Raw genomic sequence first — 13,542 nt, 5'->3', positions numbered from 1 at the left:
CTGACGTCCGTCTGGTGGGTCGTCCATCCGGAGGAGGGTCCCATGGTTCTGGTTCGTCAAGAAATCGGTGACGTCCTTCGCGACTTCCGCCTGCAGAAGGGCCGGACGCTCCGACAGGTCGCCAGCAAGGCGAGCGTCGCGCTCGGGTACCTCAGCGAGGTCGAGCGTGGTCAGAAAGAGGCCAGCTCCGAGATCCTCGCGTCGGTGGCTGACGCGCTCGAGACGCCCATCTCGGTGATCATGCGCGAGGTGGGTGACCGCATGGCGGTCATCGAGGGCCTCAACCCGATCCCCGACACGCTGCCCGACGACCTCGTCGCCGAGTTCGACACCGACCTCGCGGTGCGCTGAGCTCCCGCTCACCACGTCGCCCGAACGCCCCCGGCCCAGGCCGGGGGCGTTCGTCGTGTGCGGGGCGAGGGGCGTCGCGGGTACCCTCGAGCGATGCGCAAGAGCGAGTTCAGTCGTGCCGTCGCCGACGAGTTCGGGGAGGCCTACGGCCGCGTCGTGACCCGCGACCTGGTCATCGCCGAGCTCGGCGACCGCACCGCCGACGAGGCCGTGGCCCAGGGCGTGCCCCCGCGCGACGTCTGGCTGGCGCTCTGCGCCGCCGAGGGCGTCCCCGTCGCCCGGAGGCACGGCGTCGGGCTGCCCGAGCCCCGACGCTGAGTCGCACTGCCGGTCGTCGGAGCGTTCGACACGCCGCGTGCCCCTGTCGAACATCCGTTCGGATCGGTGTAGCGTCCTCCCCAGGGCGTCGAAGCCTCGTGTTCTCCACCGGCCACCACGCCGGCACCCCCGGTGTCGGTGGTGGCTCGTAGCGTTCACTGCATCGACGTTCCACCGGTCCCGACCCTCGTCGGGGCCACCAGCCTTGTCGTCACGCTGAACTCCTTGCCCCACCGGTGCCCAGCGACGCGACAGCCTACAGGCGCACGGACATCACCCCGAAGGAGAACAGCATGCCCTCAGCAGAGAACCGCGAGAAGGCCCTCGAGACCGCTCTCGCGCAGATCGACCGTCAGTTCGGCAAGGGTGCTGTCATGCGCCTCGGCAGCGACGAGCGCGCTCCCGTCGCCGTCATCCCCACCGGCTCGATCGCGCTGGACGTCGCGCTCGGCATCGGGGGCATCCCCCGTGGCCGCATCGTCGAGATCTACGGCCCCGAGTCGTCCGGCAAGACGACGCTGACCCTGCACGCGATCGCCAACGCCCAGCGCAACGGCGGCATCGCGGCCTTCATCGACGCCGAGCACGCGCTCGACCCGGAGTACGCCAAGAAGCTCGGCGTCGACATCGACGCCCTCCTCGTGTCGCAGCCCGACACCGGTGAGCAGGCCCTCGAGATCGCCGACATGCTCGTGCGGTCGGGCTCCATCGACCTCATCGTCATCGACTCCGTCGCCGCTCTCGTGCCCCGTGCCGAGATCGAGGGCGAGATGGGCGACTCTCACGTCGGCCTCCAGGCCCGCCTGATGTCGCAGGCCCTCCGCAAGCTGACCGGTGGCCTGAGCCAGACCGGCACGACGATGATCTTCATCAACCAGCTGCGCGAGAAGATCGGCGTGTTCTTCGGCAGCCCCGAGACGACCGCCGGCGGCAAGGCGCTCAAGTTCTACGCGTCGGTCCGTCTCGACATCCGTCGCATCGAGACCCTGAAAGACGGCACCGACGCGGTCGGCAACCGGACGCGGGTCAAGGTCGTCAAGAACAAGATGGCGCCGCCCTTCAAGCAGGCCGAGTTCGACATCCTCTACGGCGTCGGCATCTCGCGCGAGGGCAGCCTGATCGACTTCGGCGTCGAGCACGGAATCGTCCGCAAGTCCGGTGCCTGGTACACCTACGAGGGCGACCAGCTCGGTCAGGGCAAGGAGAACTCGCGCAACTTCCTGATCAAGAACGCGCCCGTCGCCGACGAGATCGAGCAGAAGATCCTCGCGAAGCTCGGCGTCGGCGCTGCTGCGGCCCCGGCGGCCCCGGTCGAGTCGATCGAGGCGAAGATCGCCGCTCGCAAGGGCGCATGACGCACGACGACGAGCAGGGCGACGGCTCGGCCCTCGCCCCCGTGACACCGCTCTTCGGTGTCCGGGGTGCGGGGCCGGGCCGTCGGCCCGTGTCCAGCGACGCGCCTCCCGCGCCGCTCGCCGACGACACCACGGCCCCGCGACGTCGTCTCGACGTCGTGCCCCCCGTCGAGCCGGTCACCACGGAGTCGTTCGACGCTGACGACGGCACCGCGGCCCTCGACCCCGACGGCGACGTGCAGCTCGACCCCGTGACGGGCTGGGCGGTCTCCGGCCCGCTCGGCTCGGGATCCGGCCGACCCGACGCTGTCGACGGCGCTCCCGCCGTCGACGAGGCGAGCCTCGGGGAGGGCGACACGGCGTCGACTCCCGGTGATCCCGTCGCCGAGACCGCCGAACGGCTGGCTGCGATCAGCGCCCACTGGTCGGCCCCGACGTCGCCGGAGCCGACCGCGGAGGAGCCGCCGGCGTCCAGCTCGCCCCGCAGCCGGTCACGGCTCCGCGCCGTCGAGCCCACGATCGTTCCCGACGCGGACGCGACCGAGCAGGAGCCGGAGCCCGAGCCCGAAGGCCTCGACGCCCAGCGGCGACGTGCCGAGAACGTCAGCCTCCACGCCCTGTCGCGCCGCGGCGTGTCCTCCGCCGAGATGACGACGTTGCTCCGCAGCCGTGACCTCGACGAGGAGGTCGTGCTGGGCGAGGTGGCTCGCCTGGAGGGCGTCGGGCTGCTCAACGACCGCGAGCTCGCCGAGAACCTCGTCCGCTCCAAGCAGGAGCGCAAGGGGCTCGGTCGGGGAGCCGTGACGTCGGAGCTCCGGCAGCGCGGGCTCGACGCCTCGGTCGTCGAGGAGGCCCTGGCCGACATCGACGACGACGACGAGCAGTCCCGGGCCGACGAGTGGGCCCGCAAGCGCGTCGGGTCCCTCCGCGGGCTCGACCACGCCACCGCCGAGCGGCGCCTGAACGGGTACCTGATGAGGCGCGGCTATCGCTCCGACGTCGTGCGGCGTGCGATCGAGAAGGTGCTGCCGCGCGGTGGCAGCCCTCGGGGCGGCGGCGTCCGCTTCGAGTGACCGAGGGGGCGGGGGCGCCGATCTACACTGGGTCACCATGACGACGGTCACCTCCGCCCCGCTCCCGGCCGCTCCGGCGGAGGTCCGTCCGCGCACCTACGAGGTGCGCACCTACGGCTGCCAGATGAACGTCCACGACTCCGAGCGGCTGAGCGGCTCGCTCGAGGCGTCCGGCCTCGTCGCCGCCCCGGAGGGGGCGGAGGCCGACGTCGTCGTCATCAACACCTGTGCGGTCCGCGAGAACGCCGACAAGAAGCTCTACGGCACGCTCGGCCAGCTGGCCGGGGTCAAGCGGAAGCACGCCGGCATGCAGATCGCCGTCGGCGGCTGCCTCGCCCAGAAGGACCGCGCGGCCGTCCTCGAGGCCGCGCCCTGGGTCGACGTGGTCTTCGGGACCCACAACACGGGCTCCCTCCCGGCCCTGCTCGAGCGCGCGCGGCACAACGACGAGGCGCAGGTCGAGATCCTGGAGTCCCTCGAGGTCTTCCCGTCGACCCTGCCGACCAAGCGCGAGTCCACGCACAGCGGCTGGGTGGGCATCTCGGTCGGCTGCAACAACACCTGCACCTTCTGCATCGTCCCGTCCCTGCGGGGCAAGGAGCGTGACCGGCGGCCCGGCGACGTCCTCGCCGAGGTCCGGTCGCTCGTCGACGACGGCGTGATCGAGGTGACCCTCCTCGGCCAGAACGTCAACAGCTACGGCGTCGAGTTCGGTGACCGGCTCGCCTTCTCGAAGCTGCTGCGGACGGTGGGCCAGGTCGAGGGCCTCGAGCGAGTGAGGTTCACGAGCCCGCACCCGGCGTCGTTCACCGACGACGTCATCGAGGCGATGGCCGAGACGCCCACCGTCATGCCGCAGCTCCACATGCCCCTCCAGTCCGGCTCCGACCGGGTGCTGCGCGCCATGCGACGGAGCTACCGCAGCGAGAAGTTCCTGGGCATCCTCGACCGCGTCCGTGCCGCGATGCCGCACGCGGCGATCAGCACCGACATCATCGTGGGCTTCCCCGGCGAGACCGAGGCCGACTTCGCCGAGACCCTCCGGGTCGTCGAGGAGGCGCGGTTCTCGTCCGCCTTCACCTTCCAGTACTCGGTGCGGCCCGGCACCCCGGCTGGCGAGATGCCCGACCAGCTGCCGAAGGCCGTCGTGCAGGAGCGCTACGAGCGTCTCGTCGCCCTCCAGGACTCCATCTCCGCCGCGGAGAACAGTGCCCAGGTCGGGCGGCTCGTCCAGGTCATGGTCGCCGCCGGCGAGGGCCGGAAGGACGCGGCGACGCACCGGCTCTCCGGCCGCGCCGAAGACAGCCGCCTCGTGCACGTCGAGGTGCCGCGAGGCGCCGAGGTCCCGCGTCCCGGCGACGTCGTCTCGGTGCAGGTCACCGACGCCGCGCCGTTCTACCTGATCGCCGATGCGGGCCCCGGCCGCCCCTGGAGCCTCCGCCGCACGCGGGCGGGCGACGCGTGGGACCGCGCCCAGGCGGCGTCCTGCGGTGTCCCCGCGACCGTGGGGGGCGCCTCCGGCACGACCGCCGCGCCGCGCGTGTCGCTGGGCCTCCCGACGCTCCGGGTCGCGACGACGCCGATCTACAGCACGACCGACGACCTCCGCTGACGTGCTGGTCGCGATCGTCGGCTCGACCGGCACGGGCAAGTCCGCGTTCTCCCTCGACCTCGCCGAGGCCCTCGCCGCCCGCGGGGCGGCGGCGGAGGTCGTCAACGCCGACGCGATGCAGCTGTACCGCGGCATGGACGTCGGCACGGCGAAGCTGCCCCCGGCCGAGCGCCGGGGAGTGCCGCACCACCTCCTCGACGTCCTCGACGTGACGGACGAGGCGAGCGTCGAGTGGTACCAGAAGGAGGCGCGCGCGGCCGTCGACGCCGTCCTGGCCCGCGGCGCCGTGCCCCTCCTGGTGGGCGGCTCCGGGCTGTACGTCTCGAGCGTGCTCTACGACTACCGCTTCCCCGGCACCGACCCGGTCGTGCGGGCGCGGTTCGAGGCGCTGGGCGAGAGCGGGGGGCCGCGGGCGCTCCACGCGCTGCTCCGCGAGACCGACCCCCGCGCGGCCGAGTCCATCGGCCCGCACAACGCCCGACGGCTCGTGCGGGCGCTCGAGGTGGGGGAGATCACGGGGGAGCCGTTCTCCGCCTCCCTGCCCGACGAGGCGCCCCGGTGGCGCGACTCCCACGTGGTCGGCCTCCGCGAGGAGCGCTCCGTCCTCGTGCAGCGGCTCGACGAGCGCGTCGACGCCATGTGGGCGGGCGGGCTCCTCGACGAGGTCGCGCACCTCACGACGCTCGGCCTCGACCGGGGCGTCACCGCCCGCCGGGCGATCGGCTACGCGCAGGCTGCGGCGCAGCTGCGGGGCGAGGTCGACCAGCAGGAGGCGGTGGAGACCACGCAGGCCCTCACGCGTCGCTACGCCCGCCGCCAGGTCAGCTGGTTCCGGCGCCTGCCCGACGTCGACTGGTCGGAGACGGGGGAGGCCGGGGCCGTCGAGCGGGCCGTCGCTAGACTCCTCGGGTGACCACCACCCTGCAGTTCACCAAGGGCCAGGGCACCGGCAACGACTTCGTGTTGTTCACCGATGCCGACGCCGAGGTCGACCTCGACCCCGTGACGATCCGGGCGCTGACCGACCGCCACTTCGGCGTGGGCGGCGACGGCGTCATCCGCGCCGTGAAGACGGCGTCGCTGCCCGGCGGCGCCGCGCCCTTCGTCGACGACGGCGCCGGTTCCCCCGAGTGGTTCATGGACTACCACAACGCCGACGGCAGCGTCGCCGAGATGTGCGGCAACGGCATCCGCGTCTACGTGCGCTACCTGCTCGAGCGCGGCCTCGTCGAGCTCGCCGAGGGCGAGCGCCTCGCGATCGGCACCCGCGCCGGGGTCCGCTGGGTCGAGCGGTCCGTCGACGGCTTCCGCGTCGACCTCGGGGCCTGGCGCCTCGACGACGCCGAGCCGACCGTGCGAGCCCGCGAGCTGCACGCCGCGCGCCCCGGCCTCTCGCTCTCCGTGGGCAACCCCCACGTCGTCGTCGCGCTGGCCGGCGACGCCGAGCTCGACGCGGTCGACCTCGGCTACGCGCCGATGCTCGACCCCGTGCCGAGCGACGGCGCCAACGTCGAGTTCGTCGTCCCCTCCGACCCTCTGGTCGTCGACGGCGTCGGCCGCATCCGCATGCGCGTCCACGAGCGCGGCAGCGGCGAGACGCTCTCCTGCGGCACCGGCGCGGCGGCCGCGGCCCTCGCGACCCGCCACTGGGCGGGCACGGGCGCCCCGGCGTCCTGGCTCGTCACGGTGCCGGGCGGCGTGGTCGGCGTCCGCGTCACGGAGCACCCCGACGGCGAGCACGTCTCGCTGAGCGGGCCGGCCGAGCTGGTCTACAGCGGCGCCCTGACCCTCTGAGGCGCGGCGCTCCCTCGCGGGGGCCGACCCGCGCCTCCCCGGGGTCAGCTGCGGGTGGCGCGGAGGATGCGGTACCCCTTGCTGGTGGAGGCGCGGTGCACGTCGACGACGTCGCCCATGGTCTCGCCGATCCAGCGCTGCAGGGAGTCCGCGCCGAGGTTCTTCTGCACGACGAGCCAGGCGTCGGCCCCCTCCTCGAGCCGGGGGAGCCAGCGCTCGAGGATGCCGTGCAGGTCGGCCTTGCCGACGCGGATGGGCGGGTTCGACCAGATGGTCGCGAAGCGGACGTCGTCGGGAACATCGTCCGGGGTGACGGCGTTGACGTTGTGGAGGCCGGCGGCCCGGGCGTTCTCGCGCACGAGCTGCAGGACCCTCTCGTTCACGTCGACGGCCCACACCGTCGCGTCGGGTGACATCAGCGCGAGGCTCAGGGTGACGGGCCCCCATCCGCACCCGACGTCGAGGAGGTCGCCCACCGGGGGCGGCGCCGGGGTGCCGGCCAGCAGCACCGACGTGCCGGGGTCGACCCGGCCGGGGCTGAAGACGCCCGCGGCCGTCGTGATCGAGAGCTCACGGCCCGCGAGGGTCGCCGTGATCGTGCGACGACGCAGCTCGCTCTCCGGGTTCGGGGAGAAGTAGTGCTCGCTCGACATGACCCACAACCTACCGAAGATGCAGGGCCCGCCCGTCCGGGCGCCCTGCGACCTGCCTGACGAAAGGGCTACGATCACACCGATGACAGACACTCCCTCCACCCCGCTCGACGCCGAGCAGGGCGACCAGCTGCCCGACGACGTCGTCGCCCGGGTGCTGGAGCGCGCGGCGGCCCGCTCCTCCGCGTACACCGTCTTCTCGCCCGCGCAGGCGATCCAGACCCGCTCCCTGGCCGACGCCGGCTCCGACGGCGAGCAGCTCGACCGTGACGACCGCGCCGCGCTCCGGCGCGTGGGCGGCCTGTCGACCGAGCTCGAGGACGTTACCGAGGTCGAGTACCGCCAGCTGCGGCTCGAGAACGTCGTGCTGATCGGCGTCTGGTCGCAGGGGTCGCTCGGCGACGCCGAGAACTCCCTGCGAGAGCTCGCCGCCCTGGCCGAGACCGCCGGTGCGGTCGTGCTCGACGGCCTCCTGCAGCGGCGTCCGAACCCCGACCCCAGCACGTACCTCGGCAAGGGCAAGGCGGAGGAGCTCCGGCAGACCGTCGCCGCCCTCGGCGCCGACACGGTCATCGCCGACACCGAGCTCGCGCCCAGCCAGCGACGCGCCCTCGAGGACGTCGTGAAGGTCAAGGTCATCGACCGCACTGCGGTGATCCTCGACATCTTCAGCCAGCACGCCAAGAGCCGCGAGGGCAAGGCGCAGGTCGAGCTCGCGCAGCTCGAGTACCTGCTGCCCCGCCTCCGCGGCTGGGGCGAGTCGATGTCGCGCCAGGCCGGTGGCCAGGTCGGCGGCGCCGGCGCGGGCATGGGCAGCCGTGGTCCCGGTGAGACGAAGATCGAGCTCGACCGTCGCCGCATCCACACCCGCATGGCGCGCCTCCGTCGCCAGATCAAGGAGATGAAGCCGGCGCGCGACGCCAAGCGCGCGAACCGCGACCGCAACGAGGTGCCCTCCGTCGCGATCGCGGGCTACACGAACGCCGGCAAGAGCAGCCTGCTGAACCGCCTGACGAGCGCGGGCGTCCTGGTCGAGAACGCCCTGTTCGCGACCCTCGACGCGACCGTGCGCAAGAGCACGACGCCCGACGGCCGCCCGTTCACGTACGTCGACACGGTCGGCTTCGTGCGCAACCTGCCGCACCAGCTCGTCGAGGCGTTCCGGTCGACCCTCGAGGAGGTCGCCGCGAGCGACGTCATCGTGCACGTGGTCGACGGCTCGCACCCCGACCCGGCCGCGCAGCTGGCGACCGTGCGCCAGGTGATCTCCGAGGTCGACGGCCACGACATCGCCGAGGTCGTCGTCTTCAACAAGGCCGACCTCGTCGACGCCGACCAGCGGCTCGTGCTGCAGGGCCTCGAGCCCTCGGCGGTCTTCGTCTCCGCCCGGACGGGCGAGGGCGTCGACGAGCTGCTCGACCGCGTCGCCGGCCTCCTGCCGGAGCCCGAGGTCGAGGTCGACCTGCTCGTGCCGTACGACCGCGGAGAGGTCGTGGCGCACCTGCACGACGCGGGCCGCGTCGTCTCGACCGACTACGAGGAGGCCGGCACGCGCCTCCACGCCCGGGTGTACCCGAGCGACGTGGCCGCCCTGGCACCGTTCGTGCAGCCGGCGGTCGCCCGGCGCTGAGCGCCGGCCCTCCGCCACAGCACGAAGGCCCCCTGCCGTCTCGGCGGGGGGCCTTCGTCGTCACGATCGACGGTGGTGCAGGAGTCGCGGGTCGTGCCGTCGAGGCCGCCGCGACCCAGCCCGCTACACCGAGCGCAGCACCGCCACGACCTTGCCGACGATCTGGGCGTGGTCGCCCAGGATCGGCTCGAAGGCGCTGTTGCGGGGGAGCAGCCAGGTGTGGCCGTCGCGCTGGCGGAAGACCTTGACGGTCGCCTCGTCGTCGAGCATCGCGGCGACGATGTCGCCGTTCTCCGCGCTCTGCTGCTGGCGGACGACGACCCAGTCGCCGTCGCAGATGGCGGCGTCGACCATGGAGTCGCCGACGACGCGCAGCATGAAGAGGTCGCCCTTGCCCACGAGCTGGCGGGGCAGGGGCATGACGTCCTCCACCTGCTGCTCGGCGGTGATGGGCACGCCGGCGGCGATCCGGCCGACCATGGGCACGTGGGCGGTGTCGCCGTCGTCGCTGCTGGTGAGGATGGTGGTGACGGGAGCGGAGGGGGCCGACTCGTCGGCGAGCACCTCGAGGGCGCGGGGCCGGTTCGGGTCGCGGCGGATGCGGCCGGCGAGCTCGAGCTGGTTGAGCTGGTGCGTGACGCTCGACAGCGAGCGGAGGCCGACCGCGTCGCCGATCTCGCGCATGCTCGGCGGGTAGCCACTCTGGGCGATGCTCGCCTGGATGGCCGCCAGGATCGACTCCTGCTTCGCCGTCAGTGCCTTGCGGGAGGGGGCCGTCACGGCCGCGCTCGCGCGCTGCGGGTCGCTCATCTGTCTCCTGACGTCGGATGTCGGTGGTCGCTGTTTGACTCCCACCATCGATCGAAACCGTATCCGATGACGACGCCCCAGCCACACACCTGTTCGAGTGTGTCGCAGATCCGGAGGGCGTCGGAGGGGGATGAGGGGTTGAATCGACCACGGATCGAATGTATGTTCGGAACACGTCTTCGTGTCCGGCATTCCCGGCCGAGTGCCGGGCACGAATTCGCAGTCTTCTCTCGCGGTGAAAGGACCCACCCCATGAGCGCCATCATCAGCAGCATCAGCATCGCCCCCAGCATCGACGGCACCCCCGCCGCCGCCCCCGTCCGCACCCGTCTCCGCATCACGCGCCGCGGGCGTCGCGTCGTGGCCGCCACCGTCGCGCTGGGCGTGGCGGGCATCGTCGGCGGCGTCCTGCTCGCCGGCCCCGGGGCGCAGGCCTCCGACAGCTCGGCCGCCGTGGCGTTCGAGCACGTCACGGTCGAGGGCGGCGAGACGCTCTGGCAGGTCGCCCACGAGATCGCCCCCACGAAAGACCCCCGTGACGTCGTCAGCGACATCGTCCGGCTGAACGCCCTCGGCAGCGCCGAGGTCAGCGCGGGGCAGACCCTCGCCGTCCCGACGAAGTACTCCGACTGACCCGTCGGCAGCGGCCGTCGTCCCGGTGACGGTCGGGGCGCGCCTCGCGCCTACCATGGAGGGGTGTCCTTCAGTCTCGACGACCTGCCCCTCCGCGACGACCTCCGCGGCCTGACCCCGTACGGCGCCCCCCAGAAGAAGGTGCCCGTCGCCCTCAACGTCAACGAGAACACGCATCCCGTGCCCGCCGACGTGGCCCGCGACATCGTCGCGTCGATCGCCGAGGCGCTGCACGAGGTCAACCGCTACCCCGACCGTGAGTTCACGGCCCTGCGCGAGGCGCTGGCGGCCTATCTCGGGCACGGCGTCACGCCTGAGCAGATCTGGGCGGCGAACGGCTCGAACGAGGTCATCCAGCAGCTGCTCCAGGCGTTCGGCGGCCCCGGTCGTTCCGTTCTAGGGTTCCCGCCCACGTACTCGATGCACTCGATCATCACCGTCGGCACCGGCAGCACCTGGGTCGAGGGTCGCCGCGACGAGGGCTTCGGCATCTCGCCCGAGACCGCCGTCGCCGAGATCGAGCGCGTCCGCCCCGACATCGTCTTCTTCTGCGGCCCCAACAACCCCACCGGCACGCCCCTCGACCTCGCCACGGTCGAGGCGGCCTACGACGCGACCGACGGCATCGTCTTCGTCGACGAGGCCTACGCCGAGTTCATGCCGCCCGGGCAGCCGACGGCGTTGACCCTCCTCGAGGGGCGTCCGCGCCTCGTCGTCTCGCGCACGATGAGCAAGGCCTTCGCCTTCGCCGGGGCCCGCGTCGGGTACCTGGCCGCGCACCCGGCCGTGGCCGACGCGCTCCGCCTCGTCCGCCTCCCGTACCACCTCTCTTCGTTGACGCAGGCCGCCGCCGTCGCGGCTCTCCGTCACGCCGACGAGATGCTCGCCATGGTCGACGACATCCGCGGCCAGCGCGACCGCATCGTGCGCGAGCTGGCCGCGATGGGCTACGAGCCCTGGCCCACCTGGTCGAACTTCGTGCTGTTCGGCGGCGTCGACGACCCGTCCGACGTCTTCGAGCGGCTCCTCGAGCGCGGCATCATCGTGCGCGACCTGGGCATCCCCGGCCACCTCCGCGTGAGCGCCGGCACCGAGGCCGAGACCACCGCGTTCCTCGACGCCCTCCGCGACATTAGGCTCTCCTCGTGACCGATCAGCGCGCCTCCCGCACCGCCTCCCTGACCCGATCGACGAGCGAGTCGAGCGTCGCGCTCTCGCTCGACCTCGACGGCACGGGGCGGTCGACCGTCTCGTCGTCGGTGCCGTTCTTCGACCACATGCTCACCGCGCTCTCGAAGCACTCGCTGATCGACCTCGACGTGACCGCCACCGGCGACACGCACATCGACGCGCACCACACGGTGGAGGACATCGGCATCACGTTCGGCACCGCGCTGCGCGAGGCCCTCGGCGACAAGTCGGGCATCTCGCGCTACGGCGACGCGCTCGTGCCGCTCGACGAGGCCCTCGTGCAGGCGGTCGTCGACGTGTCGGGTCGCCCCTACCTCGTCCACACCGGCGAGCCCGCGGGCTTCGAGCACCACCTCATCGGCGGGCACTTCACCGGGTCGCTCGTGCGCCACGTCTTCGAGGCCATCACGGTCCACGCCGGCATCACCGTGCACGTCCGCGTGCTGGGCGGGCGCGACCCGCACCACATCGCCGAGGCCGAGTTCAAGGCCTTCGCGCGGGCGCTCCGCCAGGCCGTCGAGCCCGACCCCCGGGTCTCTGGCGTGCCCTCGACGAAGGGCTCGCTGTGACGGCGCGGCCGACCGTCGCCGTGCTCGACTACGGCAGCGGCAACGTGCACTCGGCCGTCAAGGCGCTCGAGCTCGCGGGCGCCGACGTCGAGCTGACCCGCGACCGCGGTCGCGTGCAGTCGGCCGACGGCCTCTTCGTGCCCGGCGTCGGGGCCTTCGGGGCCGTGATGAGCCAGCTCGAGTCCGTGGGCGGCGGCGAGCTGATCGACCGCCGCCTCGCCGGCGGTCGCCCCGTGATGGGCATCTGCGTCGGCATGCAGGTCTTCTTCGAGGGCGGCGTCGAGCGCGGCACGACCACGGGCGGGCTCGGCGAGTGGCCGGGCGTCGTCGACGAGCTCAAGGCCGACGTGCTCCCGCACATGGGGTGGAACACCGTCGACGCCCCCGAGGGCAGCGTCCTCTTCGACGGGGTCCGCGACGAGCGCTTCTACTTCGTGCACTCGTTCGCCGCGCAGGAGTGGACGCTCGACGTGATCCGCCCGTTCCCCGAGCCGCACGTCACGTGGGCAGACCACGGCGGCCGGTTCGTCGCGGCCGTCGAGAACGGCCCGCTCTGGGCGACCCAGTTCCACCCCGAGAAGTCGGGGCAGCCCGGCATCCGCCTCCTGTCGAACTGGCTCGGCACCCTCTGACCCGGCGCGACGGCCGGCCGGGCCCGACCGCCCGGCCGGCCGCCGCCTCCACCCCGACCCCGCCCCGAGAGGCGCGTCGTCCCGACGCGACGGGGGCACGATCCCGCGGCCACGCCGCGAGGGAGACAGCATGAGCGAGTTCTGCACCACCCCCGGCCTGACCCTCTTCCCGGCCGTCGACGTCGCCGGTGGCCAGGCCGTCCGCCTGACCCAGGGCGAGGCCGGCACCGAGACCGGCTACGGCGACCCGGTGGCCGCGGCGGACGACTGGAAGGAGCAGGGCGCCGAGTGGCTGCACCTCGTCGACCTCGACGCGGCGTTCGGGCGCGGCGACAACCGGTCGATCATCAAGAAGGTCATCCGCCAGGTGAAGGGCATCAACGTCGAGCTCAGCGGCGGCATCCGTGACGACCGCTCGCTCGACGACGCCCTGAGCACCGGCGTCAAGCGCATCAACCTCGGCACCGCGGCGCTCGAGAACCCCGAGTGGGCCGCGCACGTCATCGCGGAGTACGGCGAGGCCGTCGCCGTGGGCCTCGACGTGCGCGGCACGACGCTGGCCGCGCGGGGCTGGACGCAGGAGGGCGGCGACCTCTGGACCGTCCTCGCCCGCCTCGAGGACGCCGGCTGTGCGCGCTACGTCGTCACCGACGTCACGAAGGACGGCACGCTCCAGGGCCCGAACGTCGAGCTGCTGAAGCAGGTGACGGAGCGCACGGAGAAGCCCGTCATCGCGAGCGGCGGCATCTCGAGCCTCGACGACATCGCGGCCCTCCGCGAGCTCGTGCCCCGGGGGGTCGAGGGCGCCATCGTCGGCAAGGCCCTGTACTCGGGTGCGTTCACGCTCGGCGCCGCGCTCGACGTCGCCTCGGCGTGACGTCGGAGGCTCCTGGCCACGGCGCGGCGCCCGCGGGGCGCAGC

At 72.8% G+C, this 13,542-nt stretch carries 15 protein-coding genes; 13 read left to right on the top strand and 2 right to left on the bottom strand.

Annotated features, from left to right (window positions below):
* Nucleotides 1-42 precede the first annotated feature (42 nt).
* From ASF82_RS08180 to dapF, 7 genes are all read left to right on the top strand, one after another.
* Nucleotides 43-351: a helix-turn-helix domain-containing protein gene (locus ASF82_RS08180; protein ID WP_055794896.1), complete on the top strand. Its 309-nt coding sequence runs from the start codon at nt 43-45 to the stop codon at nt 349-351.
* A 93-nt stretch (nt 352-444) separates the two neighbouring features.
* Nucleotides 445-669 (top strand): DUF3046 domain-containing protein, encoded by a 225-nt coding sequence (locus ASF82_RS08175; protein ID WP_056056219.1) that lies wholly within the window; start codon nt 445-447, stop codon nt 667-669.
* 293 nt (nt 670-962) lie between these two features.
* On the top strand, nt 963-2,024 hold the full coding sequence (gene recA, locus ASF82_RS08170) for a recombinase RecA (protein WP_056058750.1): 1,062 nt from the start codon (nt 963-965) through the stop codon (nt 2,022-2,024).
* The gene (locus ASF82_RS08165) at nt 2,021-3,097 is read left to right on the top strand and encodes a regulatory protein RecX (protein ID WP_056056218.1); all 1,077 of its coding nucleotides are present in this window, start codon (nt 2,021-2,023) and stop codon (nt 3,095-3,097) included. The genes recA and ASF82_RS08165 overlap by 4 nt, the downstream gene beginning before the upstream one ends.
* Nucleotides 3,098-3,134: 37 nt before the next feature.
* A complete protein-coding gene (miaB, locus tag ASF82_RS08160) occupies nt 3,135-4,709 on the top strand; it encodes a tRNA (N6-isopentenyl adenosine(37)-C2)-methylthiotransferase MiaB (RefSeq protein WP_056056215.1) in 1,575 nt (524 codons plus the stop codon).
* 1 nt (nt 4,710) lies between these two features.
* On the top strand, nt 4,711-5,622 hold the full coding sequence (miaA, locus tag ASF82_RS08155; protein ID WP_056056213.1) for a tRNA (adenosine(37)-N6)-dimethylallyltransferase MiaA: 912 nt from the start codon (nt 4,711-4,713) through the stop codon (nt 5,620-5,622).
* Nucleotides 5,619-6,503 (top strand): diaminopimelate epimerase, encoded by an 885-nt coding sequence (dapF, locus tag ASF82_RS08150; RefSeq protein WP_056056212.1) that lies wholly within the window; start codon nt 5,619-5,621, stop codon nt 6,501-6,503. Before miaA ends, dapF begins: the two co-directional genes overlap by 4 nt.
* Before the next feature lie 44 nt (nt 6,504-6,547).
* Here dapF and ASF82_RS08145 read toward each other — a convergent pair whose 3' ends face one another.
* The gene (locus ASF82_RS08145) at nt 6,548-7,156 is read right to left on the bottom strand and encodes a class I SAM-dependent methyltransferase (protein ID WP_056056210.1); all 609 of its coding nucleotides are present in this window, start codon (nt 7,154-7,156) and stop codon (nt 6,548-6,550) included.
* 82 nt (nt 7,157-7,238) lie between these two features.
* Between ASF82_RS08145 and hflX the strand changes: the two genes are divergently transcribed.
* Nucleotides 7,239-8,786, top strand: a complete 1,548-nt coding sequence (hflX, locus tag ASF82_RS08140; protein ID WP_056056207.1) for a GTPase HflX — start codon at nt 7,239-7,241, stop codon at nt 8,784-8,786.
* A 123-nt stretch (nt 8,787-8,909) separates the two neighbouring features.
* On the opposite strand, the gene lexA is transcribed toward hflX, so the two are convergent.
* Nucleotides 8,910-9,596 carry a transcriptional repressor LexA gene (gene lexA / locus ASF82_RS08135; RefSeq protein ID WP_056056206.1) on the bottom strand — a complete coding sequence of 229 codons (687 nt, stop codon included), beginning with the start codon at nt 9,594-9,596 and terminating at the stop codon, nt 8,910-8,912.
* A 252-nt stretch (nt 9,597-9,848) separates the two neighbouring features.
* Here lexA and ASF82_RS08130 point away from each other — a divergent pair, with 252 nt between their 5' ends.
* From ASF82_RS08130 to priA, 5 genes are all read left to right on the top strand, one after another.
* Entirely contained in the window at nt 9,849-10,229 is a 381-nt protein-coding gene (locus ASF82_RS08130) for a hypothetical protein (RefSeq protein WP_192045946.1), read from the top strand.
* A gap of 63 nt (nt 10,230-10,292) precedes the next feature.
* On the top strand, nt 10,293-11,378 hold the full coding sequence (locus ASF82_RS08125) for a histidinol-phosphate transaminase (protein ID WP_056056203.1): 1,086 nt from the start codon (nt 10,293-10,295) through the stop codon (nt 11,376-11,378).
* Nucleotides 11,375-11,989 carry an imidazoleglycerol-phosphate dehydratase HisB gene (hisB, locus tag ASF82_RS08120; protein ID WP_056056201.1) on the top strand — a complete coding sequence of 205 codons (615 nt, stop codon included), beginning with the start codon at nt 11,375-11,377 and terminating at the stop codon, nt 11,987-11,989. The genes ASF82_RS08125 and hisB overlap by 4 nt, the downstream gene beginning before the upstream one ends.
* Nucleotides 11,986-12,621 (top strand): imidazole glycerol phosphate synthase subunit HisH, encoded by a 636-nt coding sequence (gene hisH, locus ASF82_RS08115; RefSeq protein ID WP_056056200.1) that lies wholly within the window; start codon nt 11,986-11,988, stop codon nt 12,619-12,621. The genes hisB and hisH overlap by 4 nt, the downstream gene beginning before the upstream one ends.
* Before the next feature lie 130 nt (nt 12,622-12,751).
* Nucleotides 12,752-13,498 carry a bifunctional 1-(5-phosphoribosyl)-5-((5-phosphoribosylamino)methylideneamino)imidazole-4-carboxamide isomerase/phosphoribosylanthranilate isomerase PriA gene (gene priA / locus ASF82_RS08110; protein WP_056056198.1) on the top strand — a complete coding sequence of 249 codons (747 nt, stop codon included), beginning with the start codon at nt 12,752-12,754 and terminating at the stop codon, nt 13,496-13,498.
* Nucleotides 13,499-13,542: the final 44 nt, after the last annotated feature.

Source organism: Frigoribacterium sp. Leaf164, from assembly GCF_001423665.1.
GTDB lineage: Bacteria > Actinomycetota > Actinomycetes > Actinomycetales > Microbacteriaceae > Frigoribacterium > Frigoribacterium endophyticum.
The sequence above is the reverse complement of the archived record's forward strand: the minus strand, read 5'-3'. Positions and strand labels throughout refer to the sequence as shown.

What these genes read in the sequence shown, in the direction of transcription:
- ASF82_RS08180 (WP_055794896.1), top strand. Translation starts at nt 43, where the DNA reads ATGGTTCTGGTTCGTCAAGAAATCGGTGACGTCCTTCGCGACTTCCGC.
- ASF82_RS08175 (WP_056056219.1), top strand. Translation starts at nt 445, where the DNA reads ATGCGCAAGAGCGAGTTCAGTCGTGCCGTCGCCGACGAGTTCGGGGAG.
- recA (WP_056058750.1), top strand. Translation starts at nt 963, where the DNA reads ATGCCCTCAGCAGAGAACCGCGAGAAGGCCCTCGAGACCGCTCTCGCG.
- ASF82_RS08165 (WP_056056218.1), top strand. Translation starts at nt 2,021, where the DNA reads ATGACGCACGACGACGAGCAGGGCGACGGCTCGGCCCTCGCCCCCGTG.
- miaB (WP_056056215.1), top strand. Translation starts at nt 3,135, where the DNA reads ATGACGACGGTCACCTCCGCCCCGCTCCCGGCCGCTCCGGCGGAGGTC.
- ASF82_RS08145 (WP_056056210.1), bottom strand. Translation starts at nt 7,156, where the DNA reads ATGTCGAGCGAGCACTACTTCTCCCCGAACCCGGAGAGCGAGCTGCGT.
- hflX (WP_056056207.1), top strand. Translation starts at nt 7,239, where the DNA reads ATGACAGACACTCCCTCCACCCCGCTCGACGCCGAGCAGGGCGACCAG.
- lexA (WP_056056206.1), bottom strand. Translation starts at nt 9,596, where the DNA reads ATGAGCGACCCGCAGCGCGCGAGCGCGGCCGTGACGGCCCCCTCCCGC.
- ASF82_RS08130 (WP_192045946.1), top strand. Translation starts at nt 9,849, where the DNA reads ATGAGCGCCATCATCAGCAGCATCAGCATCGCCCCCAGCATCGACGGC.
- priA (WP_056056198.1), top strand. Translation starts at nt 12,752, where the DNA reads ATGAGCGAGTTCTGCACCACCCCCGGCCTGACCCTCTTCCCGGCCGTC.